We start from the raw sequence: 17,636 nt of genomic DNA, 5'->3' as shown, positions 1-17,636 counted from the left end.
CAACCTCTGCGACCGTCCGAGACTTGACCGGCACTCGCCTTGCGTCTTTGCAGTCGGGCGAAGAACAAGGGGATACCATGCCTTCCGGACTTGCTGCGCTGCTCGACGATGTGGCGACCATTGCGAAGCTTGCCGCCGCCAGTGTCGACGATGTCGGTGCCGCCGCGGGACGCGCCGGAATGAAGGCGGCCGGCGTCGTGATTGACGATACGGCGGTGACGCCACGCTATGTCACCGGACTGAGCCCCGCTCGCGAAATCCCGATCATTTTCAAGATTGCGCGCGGCTCGCTGTTCAACAAGCTGGTGATCCTGCTCCCCGCCGCACTACTGCTCGCGGCGTTCGCACCATGGGCGGTCACGCCGCTTCTGATGATCGGCGGCGCCTTCCTTGCCTATGAGGCCACCCACAAGATCTGGGAAAAGGTCAGCGGGCACAGCCATACCGCTGAAGATCTGATCGAGGTCGCCGACCCGGGCGAACTGGAGGATCGACAGGTCAAGGGCGCGGTCCGAACGGATTTCATCCTTTCGGCTGAGATCATGGCGATCGCGCTGGCAGAGGTGGAAGCCAACAGCCTTGGAGCGCAGGCCGGCATCCTCGCGGTCGTGGCGATCGCCATCACGATCGGCGTTTACGGCGTCGTCGGGCTGATCGTGAAGCTGGACGATATCGGGCTGCACCTGGCCGAGCGCGGACCGAGCTTCGCGCAAAGCTTCGGCCGCGCACTGGTTCGCGGCGTTCCCAAGCTGCTGGCTGCGTTGGCCGTGATCGGAACCGCCGCGATGCTGTGGGTCGGTGGGCAGATCCTGCTTCACGGGCTTGAGGACCTGAACATCGCCGCGGCGATCCCTCACTTCGTCCACGACGCTTCCCACAGCATCGCCGAGGGCATCGGGTTCGCGGTGCCGGTGTGGGAGTGGGTGCTGAATGCACTTGGCGGCGCGGTCGCAGGCATCGTGGTCGGCGGCGTCATCGTCGCGCTGCTGGGCCTGCTGCCAAGCCGAAAGGGCTCGGACGTCGAGGCGGGCGCACACTGAGCGCCCTTCTGGTCTTCGTCGGCGGCGGCGGCGGGGCACTGCTCCGCTGGTGGCTGGGCGGACTTGTGGCGAGCCCATGGGGAACGCTGGCGGTTAACCTGGGCGGCTGCCTGGCGATGGGAATGCTGGCCGGATGGCTGGGACGGAGCGGCGGATCCGATCAGGCGCGGTTGCTGCTGGGTGTCGGGCTGCTTGGCGGGTTCACCACCATGAGCGCCTTTGCGCTGGACACCGTGCTGCTCTGGTCACGCGCGCCCGGCACCGCGCTGCTGTACGCCGGGCTGACCATCGCGGGATCGCTGGCCGGGCTGGCGCTGGGACTGGTGCTGACTCGTTAGAGCCGGACGTTCAGCCGCACACCCAGGTTGTCGATGCCCGGGTTCTGCTTGCCCGCCAGCTGGGCGTGGCTGAAATGAACCCAGCTCGCCTCCACCCCGACGCGATCATTGAGTTGGACCCCGATCGCCACCTCGGGCGCGAACAGGACCCGGCTGCCGAGCGCGAGGCGGTCGGGAAGGTCAACCTTGGAGGCCGATCCGTCATGCACCGCGACACCAACTCCCGGGCGGACATACAGGCGGTCGCCAAACCGCGCCGACAGGCCGGCAGCAAGGAAGTTGGTGCCGCCGTCGGTGTTGAGCTGTCCGAAGGCATAAGGCTGTAGCGGCGTGCCGCCGATCCGTCCGCCGCGGACCCCAATGCTGATGTCGGCGCCGCCCTCGCGGTCGGAATTGAGGCTGAGCGGCGTCTTGACGCCATGGGCGTGGAGGCCGGCGAATAGCTCGGCAGCCGAGGCGGCGGCGGGACAGGATAGCGCTGCGGCAGCAAGCGGTAGGACAATCTTCATGAGCGCTCCGGCAAAATCGGGAAGATCGCCCGATTGCATAGGCTTAGGCGACGGAACCTGAACGCGCCACCGGCACTTGGGCTCGTGTCGCCCCGTAAGCTGCCCAGGAGTGCTCCAATGCGTCGTCTTGCCCCCTTCGCCCTACTTGCCGCACTGGGCAGCGTGAGCCTGACCGGCTGCGCTACCACGCCGGGGATGACGGAGACCCCGCGGGTCGCCCCTGCATTCATTGCCATGGCGGCGTCGACCGATCTGTTCGAAATCGAGAGTAGCCGGCTGGCGCTTCAGCGCAGCCGTGACCCGATGAACCGGATGCATGCCGAACTGATGATCCGCGACCACACCAACACCAGTGCCCAGCTGCGCGCGGCCGCGGCGAGCGCGGGTTTCGGCGTGCCGACGCAGATGCGGCCGATGCATCGCGACATGCTGGATGCGCTGGCACGGTCGGCGACGTTCGACGCCACCTATCGCGCCCAGCAGGTCACCAGTCATCGCCAGGCGCTGGCGCTGATGGAGCGGTACGCCCGCCGCGGCGACGTGCCGCAGTTGCGCGGGGTTGCGGCCGCGACGGCGCCGGTGGTGCGCGGCCACCTCGATCACATTGTGCGGATGTAGCGCCGGTCGCGGGTCGTCAGGCCCTCGCCTGCCAGGCGAGCACGGTGTCGTTGGGGCTGAGCAGCATCCACACGTTAAGCGTCAGATTGTCGCGGATGATGGCGAGCGGGACCAGTTCCAGCACCAGCACGATCATCACGCTGGCCCACACCGGGATCCGCGCCGCGAGCAGGAAGCCGGCGATCATCATCGCGATGTCGCTGACCGAATTCAGCACCGTATCGCCGCGGTAGCCGAGCGCGATGGTCGCCTCGCGGTAGCGGTCGATGATCACCGGCGAATTCTCGACGATCTCCCACGCCGCCTCGACAATGGTCGCGGCGAACAGCCGCTGCCCCGGCTTCCAGCGCTTGGCGGCGAGATGCAGCAGGCCGTAGAACAGGAAGCCGTGCACGACGTGGCTGGCGCTGTACCAGTCGAGCAGCATCTGGCTCTGCTTGGCGCCGGCCGGGCCCCATAGCTCGATCAGGCCGCCGCGGTAGGTTAGCGGACGCCCCATCAGCCACAGGATGGCGGCGGCGCCGATCACGACGAGGAGGGTGGCGAGGGCAGGGCGAAGCTTTTTCACGAACATTCCACGGTAAGGTGAGCGATCCTCTTGTCGTCGCCGAGGCGGCGGCGGACTTCGCTGGGGGTGGCTCCGGTGGCGGAGACGATGGCGGCGTAGCGGCCGGGGCCGACCGCCCACAGGTGCCAGTCGTGAACGGTGACGTCACCCGGCCCCTCGATCTTGGCGCGCAGTTCGTCGCACAGATGCTGGTCGGGAACGCGGTCGAGCAGGACCCCGGCGGTCTCGATTACCAGACCGCGGCTCCAGTGCAGGATCACCAGCGCCCCGACCACGCCGACCGCGGCGTCGAGCCAGCCGATCCCGAACCACCAGCCGGCCGCGAGCGCGGCGATCGCTAGCACGCTGGTCAGCGCGTCGGCGAGGACGTGTAGGTAGGCGGAGCGAAGATTATGGTCGTGGGCATGGTCATGACCATGGTCACCGTCGTGCGAATGGCCGTGGCCGAGCAGCGCGGCACTGGCGAGATTGACCAGCAGGCCGATCACCGCAACCACCAGCGCCTCCCCGAACGCGACCGAGCGGGGCTCTACCAAGCGCAGGCCGCTTTCGTAGAGGATCCCGAGCGCCACGGCGGCGAGGCCGAGGGCGGAGGCGAAGCCGGCCAGGCTGCCGACCTTGCCGGTGCCCCAGCTGTAGCGTTGGTCGCCGTTGTTGCGGCGAGCGAAGCTGTAGGCCAGCGCGCTGACGCCAAGCGCCAACGTGTGGGTCGCCATGTGCCAGCCGTCGGCGGACAGGGCCATCGATCCGGTCAGCGTCCCGGCGACGATCTCCGCCACCATCATGGTCGCACTCAGCCATACTACCCAGCGGGTACGCCGGGCGTTGGAATCGTGGGCGTCGCCGAGGAAGTCATGCGAATGCGTGGCCATTGCCGTTCTGGCTAGGGGAGCAGGGTGGGCTTGCCAAGGCGCTCGGACGCTGGCCAAGAAGGCGGATGCTGCGCGCTTATGGTCCCGATTGCGATGGGTCGGTCATCACCTCCACCGGCGAGATTCCCGCCGGGGCGACCTGGATCGACCTTGAGGAACCGACCCGCGAGGAGGAAATGCTGGTCGAGCAATCTCTCGGCTTCTCGGTGCCGACCCGCGACGACATGGTCGAGATCGAGCCGTCGAGCCGGCTGTTCGAGCGCGACGGCGCGCTGGTGATGACGGTTAGCGTGCTGTTCGGGGTCCAGGAAGGGCAACCGCAAAGCGAGCCGATCAGCTTCGTCCTGAAGGAAGGCAAGCTGGTGACGGTGCGCTATGTGACGCCCAAGCCGTGGCTGGCGTTCAGCCGCGAGGCGCGGGTCGAACTGGGCCTGGTTAAGGATTCGACCACCGCCCTCACCCGCCTGCTCGACGCGATCGTCGACCGGCTGGCGGACGAGCTGGAAGCCGCGGGGGCGGAGATCGAGGGCCTGTCCCGCGATACCTTCCGAAGCAACGACTATGAGCGGATCTCGACCAAGGAGCTTGAGGCGGTGCTGCGGCGGATCGGACAGGTCCAGACGCTGATCGCCAAGATCCGCATCACCGCGGTCAGCACCGCACGGGCACTGGGATTCCTTGCCGCATCGGATCGGCTTCACGGGCCGGGATGCGAGCGGACCCGCGAACTCATCTCGAGCCTCAGCACCGACGTCTCCGCGCTGATCGACCACAGCGCTTTCCTGTCGGGGCAGCTGACCTTCCTGCTCGATGCGAGCCTGGGCCTCATCAGCATCGAGCAGAATGCTGCGATGAAATTATTCAGCTGGATGGCGGTGGTGTTCCTGCCGCCGACCCTGATCGCGGGCATCTTCGGCATGAATTTCGTCCACATGCCCGAGCTTGACGAAGTGTGGGGCTATCCGATGAGTCTAGGGCTGATGCTGGTCAGCGCGGTGCTGCCACTATGGATTCTGAAGCGGCGAGGCTGGATCTAGGCGCGGAGGAGGAAGGCCGAGCCCGACGACATGGCGGCGGGGTCGTTGATGCCGGCATCGGCGGCGCGGCCAAGCCGGCGGGCGAGCGCCACCCGGGCCATGCTGAGGTCACCCATCGGGCGTCCCGACCGGCCGGCTTCGGCACGCTCGAAAGCGGCAAGGCGGCGATCGAAGGCCTGGCTGGTGAACGACATGGAAGATCCCCGCTGAGCGCCAGCGGTGCTGGCAACCCCCGAACAACCGGCAGGGCACAAGGATGTTCCCTGCCCAAGTGATTCTTTTCGCATGGGGAGTTGGGTTTCGGACCGCTTCGGAAACAACCGAACACCGGTTCGTTAAGGGCGCGTAATGTCTGTCCCGAAGCGCAACTTGCTGGTGCAGGCCGGTGACCGCCTTTCAGAGGCGATCGCCCGGACGTTCGCGCATCCGGTGATGCACATCGTGGTCATCCTGTTCTGCAGCGCCTGGTTCCTGGTCGGGCTGCCGACCGACCTCCTCACCGCGGCGCTGTCGATCCTGGCGATCACCCTGACCCAGATGGTGCTGAACGGCCAATATGACCGCGAGGCCGAGGCCCGTCGGCGCGATGTCGCCATGCACGCCAAGCTCGACGAGCTCATTCATGCCACCAAGCGCGCCCGGGACTCGATGGCCGGGATCGAGGAGGAGCTGGACGAGACCGAGATCCGCGAACTTCGCGAGGAAGCCAAGGAGCTGATCGAGCAAGCGGCGATCCGCACCAGCGACATCGCCGACGGCGAAAAGGCCAAGCGTGCAATCGACCGCGTCGGGGACGGCCGGACCGGATAGTCCTCTCGGCCCTTTGCCGCTCCTCCAAAGCCTTGCTAAGGGCCGCTGCAACCACATACCTCAAGCAGCGAGTTAGCCATGATCCCGACCGGCCAGGACAGCCTCGGCACCCGTTCGACCCTGAGCGTCGGCGGCAAGAATTTCGCCTTCTACGACCTCAACAAGGCGGGTGCGGCGCTGGGCGATATCAGCCGCCTGCCCTTCTCGATGAAGGTGCTGCTGGAGAATCTGCTGCGTTTCGAGGACGGGGTCACCGTCACCCGCGACGACCTGCAGGCGATGGTCGACTGGCAGAAGGAGCGGCGGATCAGCCGCGAGATCCAGTATCGCCCGGCGCGCGTGCTGATGCAGGACTTCACCGGCGTCCCCGCGGTAGTCGATCTCGCCGCCATGCGCGATGCGATGAAAGAGCTCGGCGGTGACCCGCAGAAGATCAATCCGCTGGTGCCCGTGCACCTGGTCATCGACCACTCGGTGATGGTCGACGAGTTTGGCACGCCCAAGGCGGCGGACGCCAACGTGGGCTACGAATATGCCCGCAACCGTGAGCGCTACGAGTTCCTCAAGTGGGGCAGCCAGGCGTTCGACAACTTCAAGGTGGTCCCGCCGGGCACCGGCATCTGCCATCAGGTGAACCTCGAATATATCTGCCAGACGGTGTGGACCTCGGCCGACCAGTCGGGCGACGAGGTGGCCTATCCCGACACTTTGGTCGGCACCGACAGCCACACCACCATGGTCAATGGCCTCGGCGTGCTCGGCTGGGGCGTCGGCGGGATCGAGGCGGAGGCCGCGATGCTCGGCCAGCCGGTGTCGATGCTGATCCCCGAAGTGGTCGGTTTCCGCGTCACCGGAAGCCTCAAGGAAGGCATCACCGCCACCGACCTCGTGCTGACCGTCACCCAGATGCTCCGCGCCAAGGGTGTGGTCGGCCGCTTCGTCGAATTCTTCGGCCCGGGCCTCGACGCGATGACCCTGGCAGACCGTGCCACCATCGCCAACATGGCGCCCGAATATGGTGCGACCTGCGGCTTCTTCCCGATCGACAATCGCACCCTCGACTACCTCCGCCTGTCGGGCCGCGACGATGACCGCATCGCGCTGGTCGAGGCCTATGCCAGGGCGCAGGGCATGTGGCGCGACGCCGACGCGCCCGAGCCCCTGTTCACCGACACGCTCGAGCTCGACCTCGGCAGCGTGGTGCCGAGCCTGGCCGGGCCCAAGCGCCCGCAGGACCGCGTGATCCTCTCGGACGTCGACGATCAGTTCAACGCCGAGCTGGCCGACACCTACAAGAAAGCCAACGACCCGCGCGTCGCGGTCGAGGGCGAGAGTCACGACCTCGGGAATGGCGACGTCGTCATCGCCGCCATCACCAGCTGCACCAACACCTCCAACCCGAGCGTGCTGATCGCCGCCGGCCTGGTCGCCCGCAAGGCGCGTGCGCTGGGCCTGACCCGCAAGCCGTGGGTCAAGACCAGCCTGGCGCCGGGAAGCCAGGTGGTGAGCGACTATCTCGCCGCCGCCGGGCTGCAGGAAGACCTCGATTCGATCGGCTTCAACACCGTCGGCTACGGCTGCACCACCTGCATCGGTAATTCGGGCCCGCTGCCCGAGCCGATCAGCGCCGCGATCAATTCGAACGACCTCGTCGCGGTCTCGGTCCTGTCGGGCAACCGCAATTTCGAAGGGCGCGTCAGCCCCGACTGCCGCGCCAACTATCTCGCCAGCCCGCCGCTGGTGGTCGCCTATGCGCTGGCCGGCACCGTTCGCAGCGACATCACGTCCGAGCCGCTCGGCACCGCGCAGAACGGCGAAAAGGTGTTCCTCAAGGACATCTGGCCGACCAACGACGAGATCCGTGCGCTGATCGACGCCCACGTCCACTCGGACCTGTTCCGCAAGCGCTACGCCGACGTCTATCGCGGCGACGAGCGCTGGCAGGGCATCTCGGTCACCGGCGGCGATACCTACGCCTGGCCGGCGGCATCGACCTACATCGCCAACCCGCCCTATTTCGAGGGCATGAGCATGACCGCCAAGGGCATCGAGGACATCTCGAACGCCCGCACCCTCGCGGTCTTCGGCGATTCGATCACCACCGACCACATCAGCCCGGCGGGCTCGATCAAGGCCGAGAGCCCGGCCGGCAAGTGGCTGATGGAACGCCAGGTGCCCAAGAGCGAATTCAACAGCTACGGCGCGCGGCGCGGCAATCATGACGTGATGATGCGCGGCACCTTCGCCAACATCCGCATCCGCAACAAGATGCTGACCGGGGTCGAGGGCGGCTTCACCCGCAACCTCCTGACCGGCGGGCAGGAAGCGATCTACGACGCCGCCATGGCCTACAAGGACGCCGGCGTTCCGCTCGTGATCTTGGCGGGCAAGGAATATGGGACCGGCTCGTCGCGCGACTGGGCGGCCAAGGGCACCGTGCTGCTCGGCGTCCGCGCGGTCATCGCCGAAAGCTTCGAGCGTATTCACCGCTCGAACCTCGTCGGCATGGGCGTGCTTCCGCTGCAGTTCGCGGAAGGCGAGACGGCGGCTTCGCTGGGGCTCGACGGATCGGAGAGCTTCACCATCCGTAACGTCGCCGGGATCCAGCCTCGCCAGGACGTCGAGGTCGAAGTGACCGAGGCCGACGGCCACACCCGCACGATCACCGCGCGGTGCCGGATCGATACTTTCAACGAGCTCGAATATTTCCACGCCGGCGGAATTCTGCCGTACGTGCTGCGCAAGCTCGCCGCCTGATGGAACGCCTTTTCGTGGATATCGCAGGGTGGGCCGCCGCCCTGCTGATCCTTGGCGGCTATGCGCTGCTGACGGCAGGCAAGGTCGATGCGAAGTCGCCGTTGTACCAGGCGATGAACGTGCTCGGCGCGATCGGCTTCATCATCAACTCGGGCTACTTCAAGGCCTGGCCCTCGGCGGTGCTGAACGTGGTCTGGGCCGGGATCGGCATCGTCGCCCTGATCCGCATCGCGTCGAACCGCAAGAAGGTGGAAGCGGTCGCCTAGGCTTCCGCCAATGTACGGTTCAGCCAGGCGGGCAGGGTGACACCTGCGAGATCGTCGACCCGGCGATGCTCCACCGCGAGGCCGAGGTCGGGATAGAAAGCCTTGGTCCGCGGGCCCGGCTCGGTCGCGGGAACCACCACCAGCCGGCGATTGACCTTCTGCCGCCAGTTCATCCGCGCGGTATTCTCCTGACCGACATAGCAGCCCTTGGTGAAGCTCACGCCATCGAGCTCGGCCGCATTGGCTTCGAGCCAGAGCAGGTCGCCAAGCTCCGCGCGGCCTTCGCAGACGCCGCGGCCAAGGCGGTGGGCAAGCCAGCCGCTGGCAGGCTCATCCGCCGGCGCGATCCAGCGACGACCGAGATCGGAGAGGCGCGGATCGGCTACGCCGTCGTCACCCTCCGCCGACCAGTGAACGGCGAGGGTAGGCTCGAGCGCGATCTCGATCGGGCGGCGCAGGCGATACATGCGCAGCCGCTTGGCAAGCTCCTCCGCCGCATCCGCCTCGCAGTCGATCAGCAGGTCGTCCCCCTCAGCCCACACCAGGAAATCGAACAGGCATTTGCCCTGCGCGGAGAGGAGGCCGGCCCAAACCGGCAGCGCGCCGGTGACGTCGTTGGTGACGAGCCCCTGGAGGAAGCCGCGGACATTCTTCCCGGACAGGCGGACGAGGGCGCGGTCGGCGAGGGTGGTGGCGGGCATGGCCTTTAGCTAGGAAGCCGACCGTGCAAACGCAAAGCCTCACCATCCGCCGCCCCGACGACTGGCACCTCCACCTGCGCGACGGCGCGATGCTGGAAGCGGTGGCGCCCTACAGCGCGCGGCAGTTCGCGCGGGCGATCATCATGCCCAACCTGGTGCCGCCGGTGACCACGGTCGAGGCGGCGATCGCCTATCGGGACCGTATCCGTACGGCGGCCGGCCCGGGTTTCGAGCCGCTGATGACCTGCTACCTGACCGACAGCATCGATCCCGACGAACTGGAGCGCGGGTACCGCGAGGGCGTATGGATCGCCGCCAAGCTCTATCCCGCGGGCGCCACCACCAACAGCCACAGCGGCGTGACCGATGTGCGCCACATCTCCTCCGCGCTCGAGCGGATGGAGAAGATCGGCATGGTGCTGTGCGTCCATGGCGAGGTGACCGATCCGGCGATCGACATCTTCGACCGCGAGGCGGTGTTCCTCGAGCGCGTGCTGACCCCGGTGCTGCGCGACTTTCCTGCCCTGAGGATCGTGCTCGAGCATATCACCACCGCCGACAGCGCCGATTTCGTGCGGGGGGCGGGCTCGAACCTGGCGGCGACGATCACCCCGCAGCACCTGCACCTCAACCGCAACGCGCTGTTCGACGGCGGGCTTCGGCCACACGCCTATTGCCTGCCCGTGGTGAAGCGCGAACGGCACCGGCTGGCGGTGCGTGCCGCGGCCGTATCGGGCAGCCCGAAGTTCTTCCTCGGCACCGACAGCGCACCGCACCTACGCGAAGCTAAGGAGAGTGGCTGCGGCTGCGCGGGCATCTGGAACGCGCCCCATGCGCTTGAAAGCTATGCCACGGTCTTCGACGAGGAAGGCGCGCTCGACCGCCTCGAGGGCTTCGCCTCCGAGCACGGACCGCGCTTTTACGGCCAGCCGCTGAACGACGGCGAGGTCACGCTTGAGCGCGCGGAGGTTGCTGTTCCCGAGCGGATTGCCGCCGCCGATTCGTCGCTGGTGCCGTTCCATGCCGGGCAGACGCTCAGCTGGAGGCTCGCCGCCGTCTAGGACGCGGCGCCGCGTCCGTCGGGGCCGAGCACGGCGTGGAAATGATCCTCGATCGCCTGGTAGCAGTCGCAGCTGACCCGCAGCAGGCCGGGGCGGTCGATCACCTGGATCGCTCCGCGGCGATAGGCGATGAGCCCCTGCTCCTGCAGCACGCGGGCGACCGCGTTGACGGTGGTCCGTTGCACGCCCAGCAAGCCGGCCAGGCTTTCCTGGGTCAGTTCGAGCCGGTCGCTGGCGGCGCGGTCCTGGGCGTGGAGCAGCCAGCGCGCGGCGCGGGCCTCGATCGGATGAAAAGCATTGCAGGCGACCGACTGCATGACCTGCGCCAGCAGCGCGTCGGAATAGCGGCAGAACAGGTTTCGGATGTGCTCGCTTTGCAGCTTGGCCTTTTCGACCGCCGGCATCGGGATCAGCGCGGCCGAGCCCGGCAGTTGTACGACCGCCTGGGTGAAGGCAGGCGCTGCCCCGCAACTGATGATCCCGCCGACCGCGCCTTCGCGGCCGATTGCGGCGACCTCGACCGAACGGCCACCCGACAGTTCACGCCGCAGGGAGATCATCAGCCCGTCGAACGGAAACAGACTGTGCTTGGTAATCGAGCCGGTCTCAAGCACGGTGTCGCCGACGCCGAGGTTGACGACCTCGATGTCGGACCCGAGCAGCGCGCGCTCCTCCTGCGAAAGGGTGGCGAGCAGGCGATTGCCGGCGAACGCAGCATCGAGGCTCGGCTCAGCCGACATGTGGAGCGGTATATTCATGTACCCCGTGACCTTTCCAGGCACCAAGTGCCTGCCCCGGGGCAAAGCATTACGCTAGTGTTCCGACAGGAAGCAATAGCTGAAAAATTAAGGACTTAGGCCAGCTTCAGTGTCGACTGGCCGACAGTCGCCTGTCTAACGTTCGATCGTCTGCGCAGGCTTATTCGTTTGCAACGGCTTGCGAGGTTGAACCGGCCAGCATGGTCCGCTAAGCGCACCGCAGCCAAGGCATCCGGAGACGTGGGTGAGTGGCTGAAACCAGCGGTTTGCTAAACCGCCGTAGGGGGAATTCCCTTACCGAGGGTTCGAATCCCTCCGTCTCCGCCAGTCCCAAGTCTGTCGCCGCCTTCCCTTCGAACCACCGAGGGGAGGCGTGCGTCGTGCGAGCGCTGGCTAGATGCCGTCGCCGCCCAGAGCGCGATACACCGCCACCTTGTTCTGCGCCGCCGCCAGTTGGACCGCCACGACATTGCGTTCGGTCGCATAGGCCGAGCGCTGCGCGTCGAGGACGTTGAGGAAAGGGTCGAGGCCCTCGCGGTAGCGGGCGGTGACCAGTCGCAGCGTCTCGTTGGCGGCCGACAGGTTGCGCTGGTTGGCGGAAACGCGATCGCCCAGGGTACCGCGATCGGCCAAAGCGTCGGCGACTTCGCGGAAGCCGGTCTGGATCGAGCGCTCGTAGGTGGCTAGCGCGGCCTGCTGGTCGGCCCGCGCGAGGGCGACATTGGCCCGGGCCGCGCCGCCGTTGAAGATGCTGTAGGTGGCGTCGGCGCCCCCCGAGAAATTGAACGCACTGCCGCTGAACAGGCCGCCGAGCGTGCGGCTGGCAAGCCCAAGCAGGCCGGTGAGCGAGATCCGCGGGAACAGCGCGGCGCGGGCGGCGCCGATGTCGGCGTTGGCGGCGCGAAGGCGATATTCGGCCTCGATCACGTCGGGCCGGCGCAGCAGGATGCGCGAATCCAGCCCGGCCGGAAGCGCCGCGATGCTCGCCGCCGCCTGGTTGATCGAACTGGGGAGTAGGCTGGGATCGACCGGTGCACCGACGAGCAACTGCAGGAGGTTGGCGTCCTGCGCCCGGCGGGCCCGCTGTTCGGCGAGGTCGGCGCGCGCGGTTTCGAGCACCTGCTGGGCCTGGAGAAGGTCGGTGCGCGGAGCTACGCCCCCGCGCAGCCGCGCATCGGTCAGGACCCGGCTGCGCTCCGCCGCGGCGACCGTATTCTCCGCGATCGACAGCAGCGAGGTGTCGGCGGCATAGGCCAGCCAGGCGTCGGCGATGTCACCGATCAGGGCAACGCGAACCGCGCGCTCGGCCGCGCCCGTGGCGAGCAGCCGTTCCTGCTGGGCACGGGTCTGCGAGGCAAGCAGGCCGAACAGGTCGAGCTCGAACGAGGGCAGCAGGCTGGCCGAACCACCGACCCGCACGCCATTGATGTCGCCGTCCTGATCTCGGCGCGGCGTGACCTCCACCCCGGCGGCGGAATCGAGCCGGGGGAGCTGGTTGGCGCGGGTGATGCGGACCTGGGCGCGGGCCGCGGCGATATTGGCGGCAGCGATCCGCAGGTCGCGATTATTCTGCAGCGCCTGGGCGACCAATGTCTGCAACCGCACATCGCGGAGGACGTCGCGATGGTTGAACTCTGGCAGGGCCGGCGCTTCAGCGCGATACGGATCGCCGACTGGCCAGCTGACCGGAACCGGGGCGGCCGGGGTGCGGTAGGTTGGGTCGAGCGAGGTGCAACCGGCGAGCAGCAACGGAGCGAGGATGAGCAGGCGCTTCACGTGGTGGCTTCCTTGGGCGGCGCGCGGCGGCGCAGGCGCTCGCGGACCCTGACGATGCCCTCCTTGGCGGCGCGGCGCACCAAGACGAAGAACAGCGGAATGTAGAAGATCGCGAGGATGGTGGCGGTCAGCATGCCGCCGATCACCGCGGTGCCGATCGCAATCCGGCTGTTGGCGCCGGCGCCGGTCGACAGCGCCAGTGGAAGCACGCCGAAGATGAAGGCGAAGCTGGTCATCAGAATCGGGCGGAGGCGGATCCGGGCGGCTTCGATCGCGCTGTCCATCACGCTCTTGCCGGCGCGTTCGGCCTGCTCGGCGAATTCGATCATCAGGATCGCGTTCTTGGCGGCGAGGCCCATGGTCGTGAGCAGGCCGATCTGCAGGTAGACGTCGTTCTCCAGCCCGCGAAGCGTCACCGCAAAGACCGCGCCGACCAGGCCGAGCGGGATGACCAGCAGCACCGCGACGGGGATGGTCCAGCTTTCATACAAGGCAGCAAGGCAGAGGAACACCACCAGCAGCGACAGCGCGTAGAGCAGGGGCGCCTGGCCGGCCGACAGCCGTTCCTGGAAGCTCGCTCCCGACCAGGACACGGTGGTGCCGGGGATTTCGGCGGCGAGCTCCATCATCCGGTCCATCGCTTCGCCCGAGCTGACGCCGGCGGCCGGCTGGCCCTGGAATTCGAACGAGGACACGCCGTTGAAGCGGCTGAGGCTGCTCGGGCCGGTGCTCCACCCGGTTTGGGCAAAGGCGCTGAACGGGGTCATCTGTCCGTCATTGCCGCGCACATACCATTGGCTGAGGTCCGAAGGCTGCGAGCGATAGGGGGCATCGCCCTGCACGTAGACCCGCTTGACCCGGCCATTGTCGATAAAGTCGTTGACGTAGCGCCCGCCCCAGGCGGTCGACAGCGTGTTGTTGACGTCAGCCTGGCTGACCCCGAACGCGGTCAGGCGCTGCTGGTCGACATCGACGTCGAGGTTGGCGACGTCGGGCAGGTCGCTCAAACGAACCGAGCTGAGCAGCGGATCGCCGTTGGCGGCGGCAAGCAGGCGTTCGCGCGCGGCCTGGAATTGCTCGCGGCTGAGTCCGCCGCTGTTCTGCAGCTGGAGGTTGAAGCCGTTGGACTGACCAAGGCCGCGGATGGCGCCGGGCACCAGCGCGAACACCTGGGCATCGCGGAACCCGCGGAAGGCACCCGAGGCGCGCTCCACAATCGCATCGGCAGTGTTCTCCGCACCCTTGCGGTCGTCCCACGGAGCGAGGTTGATGAAGCCCTGTCCGGTATTCTGTCCCTGCGCGCCGCCACCGCCGCCACCGCCGGCGACGGTGAACACGACCGAAAGATTCTTGGCTTCATAATCGCGCAAATAGGTCTCGATCTGGCGCTGCACCTCCAGCGTGCGCTGCTGGGTGGCGCCGGCGGGAAGGCGGAACTGAATGCTGGCGGCGCCCTGGTCCTCGGTCGGGAGGAAGCTGGTCGGCAGCCGCTGGAACATGATCACCAGGATCACGCAGGTGATGCCGTAGATGCCGAGGAACAGCCACTTGCGGTTGATCACCCCAATCGCCGCCCCGGTGTAGCGCTCGACCCCGCGGCTGAAATTGCGGTTGAACCAGTCCTGGAAGCGGTGCGCCCAGCGCTGGTACCAGCGATTGTCCTGCCGCTCGGCGGCCTCCTCTTCGGCCGGCTTGCGCGCCTTGAGCAAGGTCGCGGTGATCGCCGGGCTGAGGATCAGCGCGACCAGCACCGACAGGATCATGCAGCTTATGATGGTGATCGAGAATTGCTGGTAGATGACCCCGGTCGAGCCGCCGAAGAAAGCCATCGGCAGGAAGACCGCGGACAGCACCACCGCAATGGCGACCAGCGCGACCTGGATCTCCTTCATCGAGATTTCGGTCGCTTCCCGCGGGCTCATGCCGGGGTTTTCTTCCATCAGGCGCTCGACATTCTCGACCACCACGATGGCGTCGTCGACGAGGAGGCCGATCGCCAGCACCAGCCCGAACAGGGTCAGCGTGTTGATGGTGAAGCCGAACAGATAGAAGATCGCGAAGGTGCCGAGCAGCACCACCGGCACCGCGATCGCCGGGACCAGGGTCGCCCGCCAGCTTTGCAGGAAGACGAACATCACGATGACCACGAGGACCACGGCCTCGAGCAGGGTCTTCACCACCTCCTCGACCGACAATTTGATGAAGGCGGTGGTGTCGTTGGCGTAGGCGACCTTGAGTCCCTCGGGCATCGCGCTCGTCAATTCGGCCACGCGTTCCTTGATCAGGCCGGCGGTCTTGAGGGCGTCGGCCCCGGGCGCCAGACTGATCGCCATGCCTGCGCCCGGATGGCCGTTGATGCGGCTGCGCGCATTGTAGCTTTCGGCGCCGAGCTCGACCCGGGCGACGTCCTTGATCCGAACCGTCGCGCCGCTCGGTTCGGTCTTGACGATGATGTTCTCGAATTGCTCGGGCGTCTGCAGGCGGGACTGGGCGGTGACGGTGGCGTTGAGGAGCTGGTCGGACGGCTGGGGCAGGCTGCCCACTTCGCCCGCAGCGACCTCGGTGTTCTGGTTCTGGATCGCATTGATGACGTCGCTAGGCATCAGGGCGACGCCGGCCAGCCGCTGGGGATTGAGCCAGATCCGCATCGCCCGCTGCGAACCGAACACGTTGACGTCGCCGACGCCTTCGACCCGCGACAGCGGATCCTGGATGTTGCTGGTGAGATAGTCCGACACGTCGATGTTCGAGCGCCGATCGGTTTCGTCGAACACGCCGACGATCAGCAGGAAGTCGGGATTGGACTTGGTGACCCGGACGCCCTGCTGCTGGACCTGCTGCGGCAGCCGCGAGACCGCCTGCTGGACCGCATTCTGGACCTGGACCTGCGCGGTGTCGGGATCGGTGCCCTTGGCGAAGGTGGCCGAGATGCCGACCGACCCCCGCGAGCTGGAGGTGGACGAGAAGAACAGCAGCCCGTCGATGCCCGACAATTGCTGTTCGAGGATCTGGGTGACGCTATTCTCGACCGTCTCGGCGCTGGCGCCCGGATAGGTGGCGCGGATGTTGACCTGCGGCGGGGCGACGTCGGGATATTGCTCCACCGGCAACTGGGTGATGGCGCCGATCCCGGCCAGCATGGTGATGATCGCCAGGACCCAGGCGAAGATCGGCCGGTTGATGAAAAGCTGGGACACTAAGCGGGCCCGCCGCCCTTGCTTTGCCCGCCAGCCTTGCCCTGACCGGCGCCTCCGGCGGGCGCCGGAGCGATGCGCTGCGGCGTTCCGGCCGGAACCGGGCGGATTTCCGCCCCGTCGCGCAGGTTGGACAGGCCCTGGCTGATCACCTTGTCACCGGCCTTGAGCCCGCCGGTGACGACCCAGTCGGTGCCCTGGGTGCGATCGGCTCGAACCTCCCGGCGGACCGCCTTGTTGCCGGGACCGACCAGGAAGACATAGGCCGATCCGCTGATGTCACGCTGGACCGCGTTCTGCGGGACCAGGATCGCGCCGGGGGTCACCGCCTGGATGAAGCGGGTTTGGACGAACTGGCCGGGCAACAACACGCCTTGCGGGTTGGGGAAGCTGGCGCGCAGCGTGACCGTCCCGGTGCTTTCGTTGACCTGCAGTTCGGAGAATTGGACGGTACCGGTGAAGCCATAATCGCTGCCGTCCTCGAGCAGGAGGCGGACCTGGGTGCTGCCGGGCGTCACCCCGCCCTGCGCCAGCGCGCGGCGAAGCGCGGTGAGGTCGGCGCTCGACTGCTGGATGTCGACGTAGATCGGGTCGGTGCGCTGGATCACGGCCAGCGGATTGGCCTGATTGGCGTTGACCAGGGCGCCCTGGGTGAACAGCGAGCGGCCGATCCGGCCGGTGATCGGCGCGCGGATGGTGGCGAAGCGAAGGTTGATCCGGGCCGTTTCCAGCGCGGCGAGGTTCTGGCTGACGGTGGCGCGGGCCTGGCGGGCCTGGGCCGCGGCGTCGGTATATTCCTGTTGGCTGACCGCCTCGATCTGCGCCAGCGGGCGGAAGCGATTGGCCCGGGCCTGCGCCGCATCGGCCGCTGCACGCGCGCTGGCGACGGTCGCCGACGCTTCGTTGACCGCGGCCTGATAGAGGCTCGGGTCGATCTGGTAGAGCGGCTGCCCCTGGCGGACGAAGCTGCCTTCGGTGAACAGCCGGCGCTGGACCAGGCCGTTGACCTGGGGTCGCACTTCCGAGGTCTCGTAGGCGACGGTGCGCCCGCCCAACTGGCTGACGACAGGTACGCTGGAGGTGGTGACGGTAACGAAGCCGACTTGCGTCGGGCCACGCGCGCCGCCCTTGCCGGCGCCGCCCCCTTTCTGTGCCGCGGCATCGGAGCCGCCGGAACAGGCGCCCAGCAGCGGAAGAAGGGCGAGGAAGACAAGGGCCGTGGCGACGCCCGGCGATCGATGGATCATCAAATGTGCGCAATCTTCGTAGTAGCTACGCCATCCCCAACACCCTTACCGGCGAAAAGTTCTGGGAGTGGAACGGTGGTGGAC

At 67.3% G+C, this 17,636-nt stretch carries 17 protein-coding genes and 1 tRNA gene; 9 read left to right on the top strand and 9 right to left on the bottom strand.

All coding sequences use genetic code 11. The features are described 5' to 3' along the window. Positions 1-77 precede the first annotated feature (77 nt). Together M1K48_RS08810 and M1K48_RS08805 are read left to right on the top strand one after the other, a co-directional pair. Positions 78-1,040 (top strand): DUF808 domain-containing protein, encoded by a 963-nt coding sequence (locus M1K48_RS08810; RefSeq protein WP_249454547.1) that lies wholly within the window; start codon positions 78-80, stop codon positions 1,038-1,040. Next, on the top strand, positions 1,037-1,378 hold the full coding sequence (locus M1K48_RS08805) for a FluC/FEX family fluoride channel (RefSeq protein ID WP_249505222.1): 342 nt from the start codon (positions 1,037-1,039) through the stop codon (positions 1,376-1,378). The genes M1K48_RS08810 and M1K48_RS08805 overlap by 4 nt, the downstream gene beginning before the upstream one ends. Here M1K48_RS08805 and M1K48_RS08800 read toward each other — a convergent pair. After that, positions 1,375-1,887, bottom strand: coding sequence for an acyloxyacyl hydrolase (locus M1K48_RS08800; protein WP_249454545.1), 513 nt, complete (start codon positions 1,885-1,887; stop codon positions 1,375-1,377). The two genes, M1K48_RS08805 and M1K48_RS08800, sit on opposite strands and share 4 nt — an antisense overlap. Positions 1,888-2,004: 117 nt before the next feature. On the opposite strand from M1K48_RS08800, the gene M1K48_RS08795 reads away from it, so the two are divergent. Continuing rightward, entirely contained in the window at positions 2,005-2,505 is a 501-nt protein-coding gene (locus tag M1K48_RS08795; protein ID WP_249454543.1) for a DUF4142 domain-containing protein, read from the top strand. Positions 2,506-2,521: 16 nt separating this feature from the next. Here the strand turns inward: M1K48_RS08795 and M1K48_RS08790 are convergent, their stop codons facing one another. Together M1K48_RS08790 and dmeF are read right to left on the bottom strand one after the other, a co-directional pair. Beyond that, positions 2,522-3,073, bottom strand: coding sequence for a DUF2585 family protein (locus M1K48_RS08790; RefSeq protein ID WP_406696563.1), 552 nt, complete (start codon positions 3,071-3,073; stop codon positions 2,522-2,524). Then, complete coding sequence (dmeF, locus tag M1K48_RS08785; protein ID WP_249454541.1) at positions 3,070-3,945, bottom strand: CDF family Co(II)/Ni(II) efflux transporter DmeF; 876 nt, start codon at positions 3,943-3,945, stop codon at positions 3,070-3,072. Before dmeF ends, M1K48_RS08790 begins: the two co-directional genes overlap by 4 nt. Positions 3,946-4,010: 65 nt before the next feature. Between dmeF and M1K48_RS08780 the strand changes: the two genes are divergently transcribed. After that, positions 4,011-4,982: a magnesium transporter CorA family protein gene (locus M1K48_RS08780; RefSeq protein ID WP_249454539.1), complete on the top strand. Its 972-nt coding sequence runs from the start codon at positions 4,011-4,013 to the stop codon at positions 4,980-4,982. Here the strand turns inward: M1K48_RS08780 and M1K48_RS08775 are convergent. Then, positions 4,979-5,176, bottom strand: a complete 198-nt coding sequence (locus tag M1K48_RS08775; protein WP_249454537.1) for a hypothetical protein — start codon at positions 5,174-5,176, stop codon at positions 4,979-4,981. The two genes, M1K48_RS08780 and M1K48_RS08775, sit on opposite strands and share 4 nt — an antisense overlap. A gap of 154 nt (positions 5,177-5,330) precedes the next feature. Between M1K48_RS08775 and M1K48_RS08770 the strand changes: the two genes are divergently transcribed. The 3 genes from M1K48_RS08770 (at position 5,331) to M1K48_RS08760 (ending at position 8,815) form a co-directional block, all read left to right on the top strand. Continuing rightward, the gene (locus M1K48_RS08770; protein ID WP_249454535.1) at positions 5,331-5,792 is read left to right on the top strand and encodes a low affinity iron permease family protein; all 462 of its coding nucleotides are present in this window, start codon (positions 5,331-5,333) and stop codon (positions 5,790-5,792) included. 78 nt (positions 5,793-5,870) lie between these two features. After that, entirely contained in the window at positions 5,871-8,549 is a 2,679-nt protein-coding gene (acnA, locus tag M1K48_RS08765) for an aconitate hydratase AcnA (protein WP_249454533.1), read from the top strand. Further along, positions 8,549-8,815 (top strand): CBU_0592 family membrane protein, encoded by a 267-nt coding sequence (locus M1K48_RS08760; protein ID WP_249454531.1) that lies wholly within the window; start codon positions 8,549-8,551, stop codon positions 8,813-8,815. The genes acnA and M1K48_RS08760 overlap by 1 nt, the downstream gene beginning before the upstream one ends. On the opposite strand, the gene ygfZ is transcribed toward M1K48_RS08760, so the two are convergent. Beyond that, the gene (gene ygfZ, locus M1K48_RS08755) at positions 8,812-9,516 is read right to left on the bottom strand and encodes a CAF17-like 4Fe-4S cluster assembly/insertion protein YgfZ (protein WP_249454529.1); all 705 of its coding nucleotides are present in this window, start codon (positions 9,514-9,516) and stop codon (positions 8,812-8,814) included. The two genes, M1K48_RS08760 and ygfZ, sit on opposite strands and share 4 nt — an antisense overlap. Before the next feature lie 23 nt (positions 9,517-9,539). On the opposite strand from ygfZ, the gene pyrC reads away from it, so the two are divergent. Next, positions 9,540-10,577, top strand: a complete 1,038-nt coding sequence (pyrC, locus tag M1K48_RS08750; RefSeq protein ID WP_249454527.1) for a dihydroorotase — start codon at positions 9,540-9,542, stop codon at positions 10,575-10,577. Here pyrC and M1K48_RS08745 read toward each other — a convergent pair. Next, on the bottom strand, positions 10,574-11,335 hold the full coding sequence (locus tag M1K48_RS08745; protein ID WP_249454525.1) for a Crp/Fnr family transcriptional regulator: 762 nt from the start codon (positions 11,333-11,335) through the stop codon (positions 10,574-10,576). The genes pyrC and M1K48_RS08745 overlap by 4 nt on opposite strands. Before the next feature lie 234 nt (positions 11,336-11,569). On the opposite strand from M1K48_RS08745, the gene M1K48_RS08740 reads away from it, so the two are divergent. Beyond that, a tRNA-Ser gene (locus tag M1K48_RS08740) sits at positions 11,570-11,662 on the top strand. A 66-nt stretch (positions 11,663-11,728) separates the two neighbouring features. On the opposite strand, the gene M1K48_RS08735 is transcribed toward M1K48_RS08740, so the two are convergent. The 3 genes from M1K48_RS08735 to M1K48_RS08725 are packed head-to-tail and all read right to left on the bottom strand — an operon-like array spanning position 11,729 to position 17,552. Continuing rightward, positions 11,729-13,111: an efflux transporter outer membrane subunit gene (locus M1K48_RS08735; protein WP_249454523.1), complete on the bottom strand. Its 1,383-nt coding sequence runs from the start codon at positions 13,109-13,111 to the stop codon at positions 11,729-11,731. Then, positions 13,108-16,308, bottom strand: coding sequence for an efflux RND transporter permease subunit (locus M1K48_RS08730; protein ID WP_249454521.1), 3,201 nt, complete (start codon positions 16,306-16,308; stop codon positions 13,108-13,110). Before M1K48_RS08730 ends, M1K48_RS08735 begins: the two co-directional genes overlap by 4 nt. Beyond that, positions 16,308-17,552: an efflux RND transporter periplasmic adaptor subunit gene (locus M1K48_RS08725; protein WP_249454519.1), complete on the bottom strand. Its 1,245-nt coding sequence runs from the start codon at positions 17,550-17,552 to the stop codon at positions 16,308-16,310. Before M1K48_RS08725 ends, M1K48_RS08730 begins: the two co-directional genes overlap by 1 nt. Positions 17,553-17,636: the final 84 nt, after the last annotated feature.

The sequence above is a fragment of the Sphingomonas glaciei genome, from assembly GCF_023380025.1.
Classification (GTDB): Bacteria; Pseudomonadota; Alphaproteobacteria; order Sphingomonadales; family Sphingomonadaceae; genus Sphingomicrobium; species Sphingomicrobium glaciei.
The sequence above is the reverse complement of the archived record's forward strand: the minus strand, read 5'-3'. Positions and strand labels throughout refer to the sequence as shown.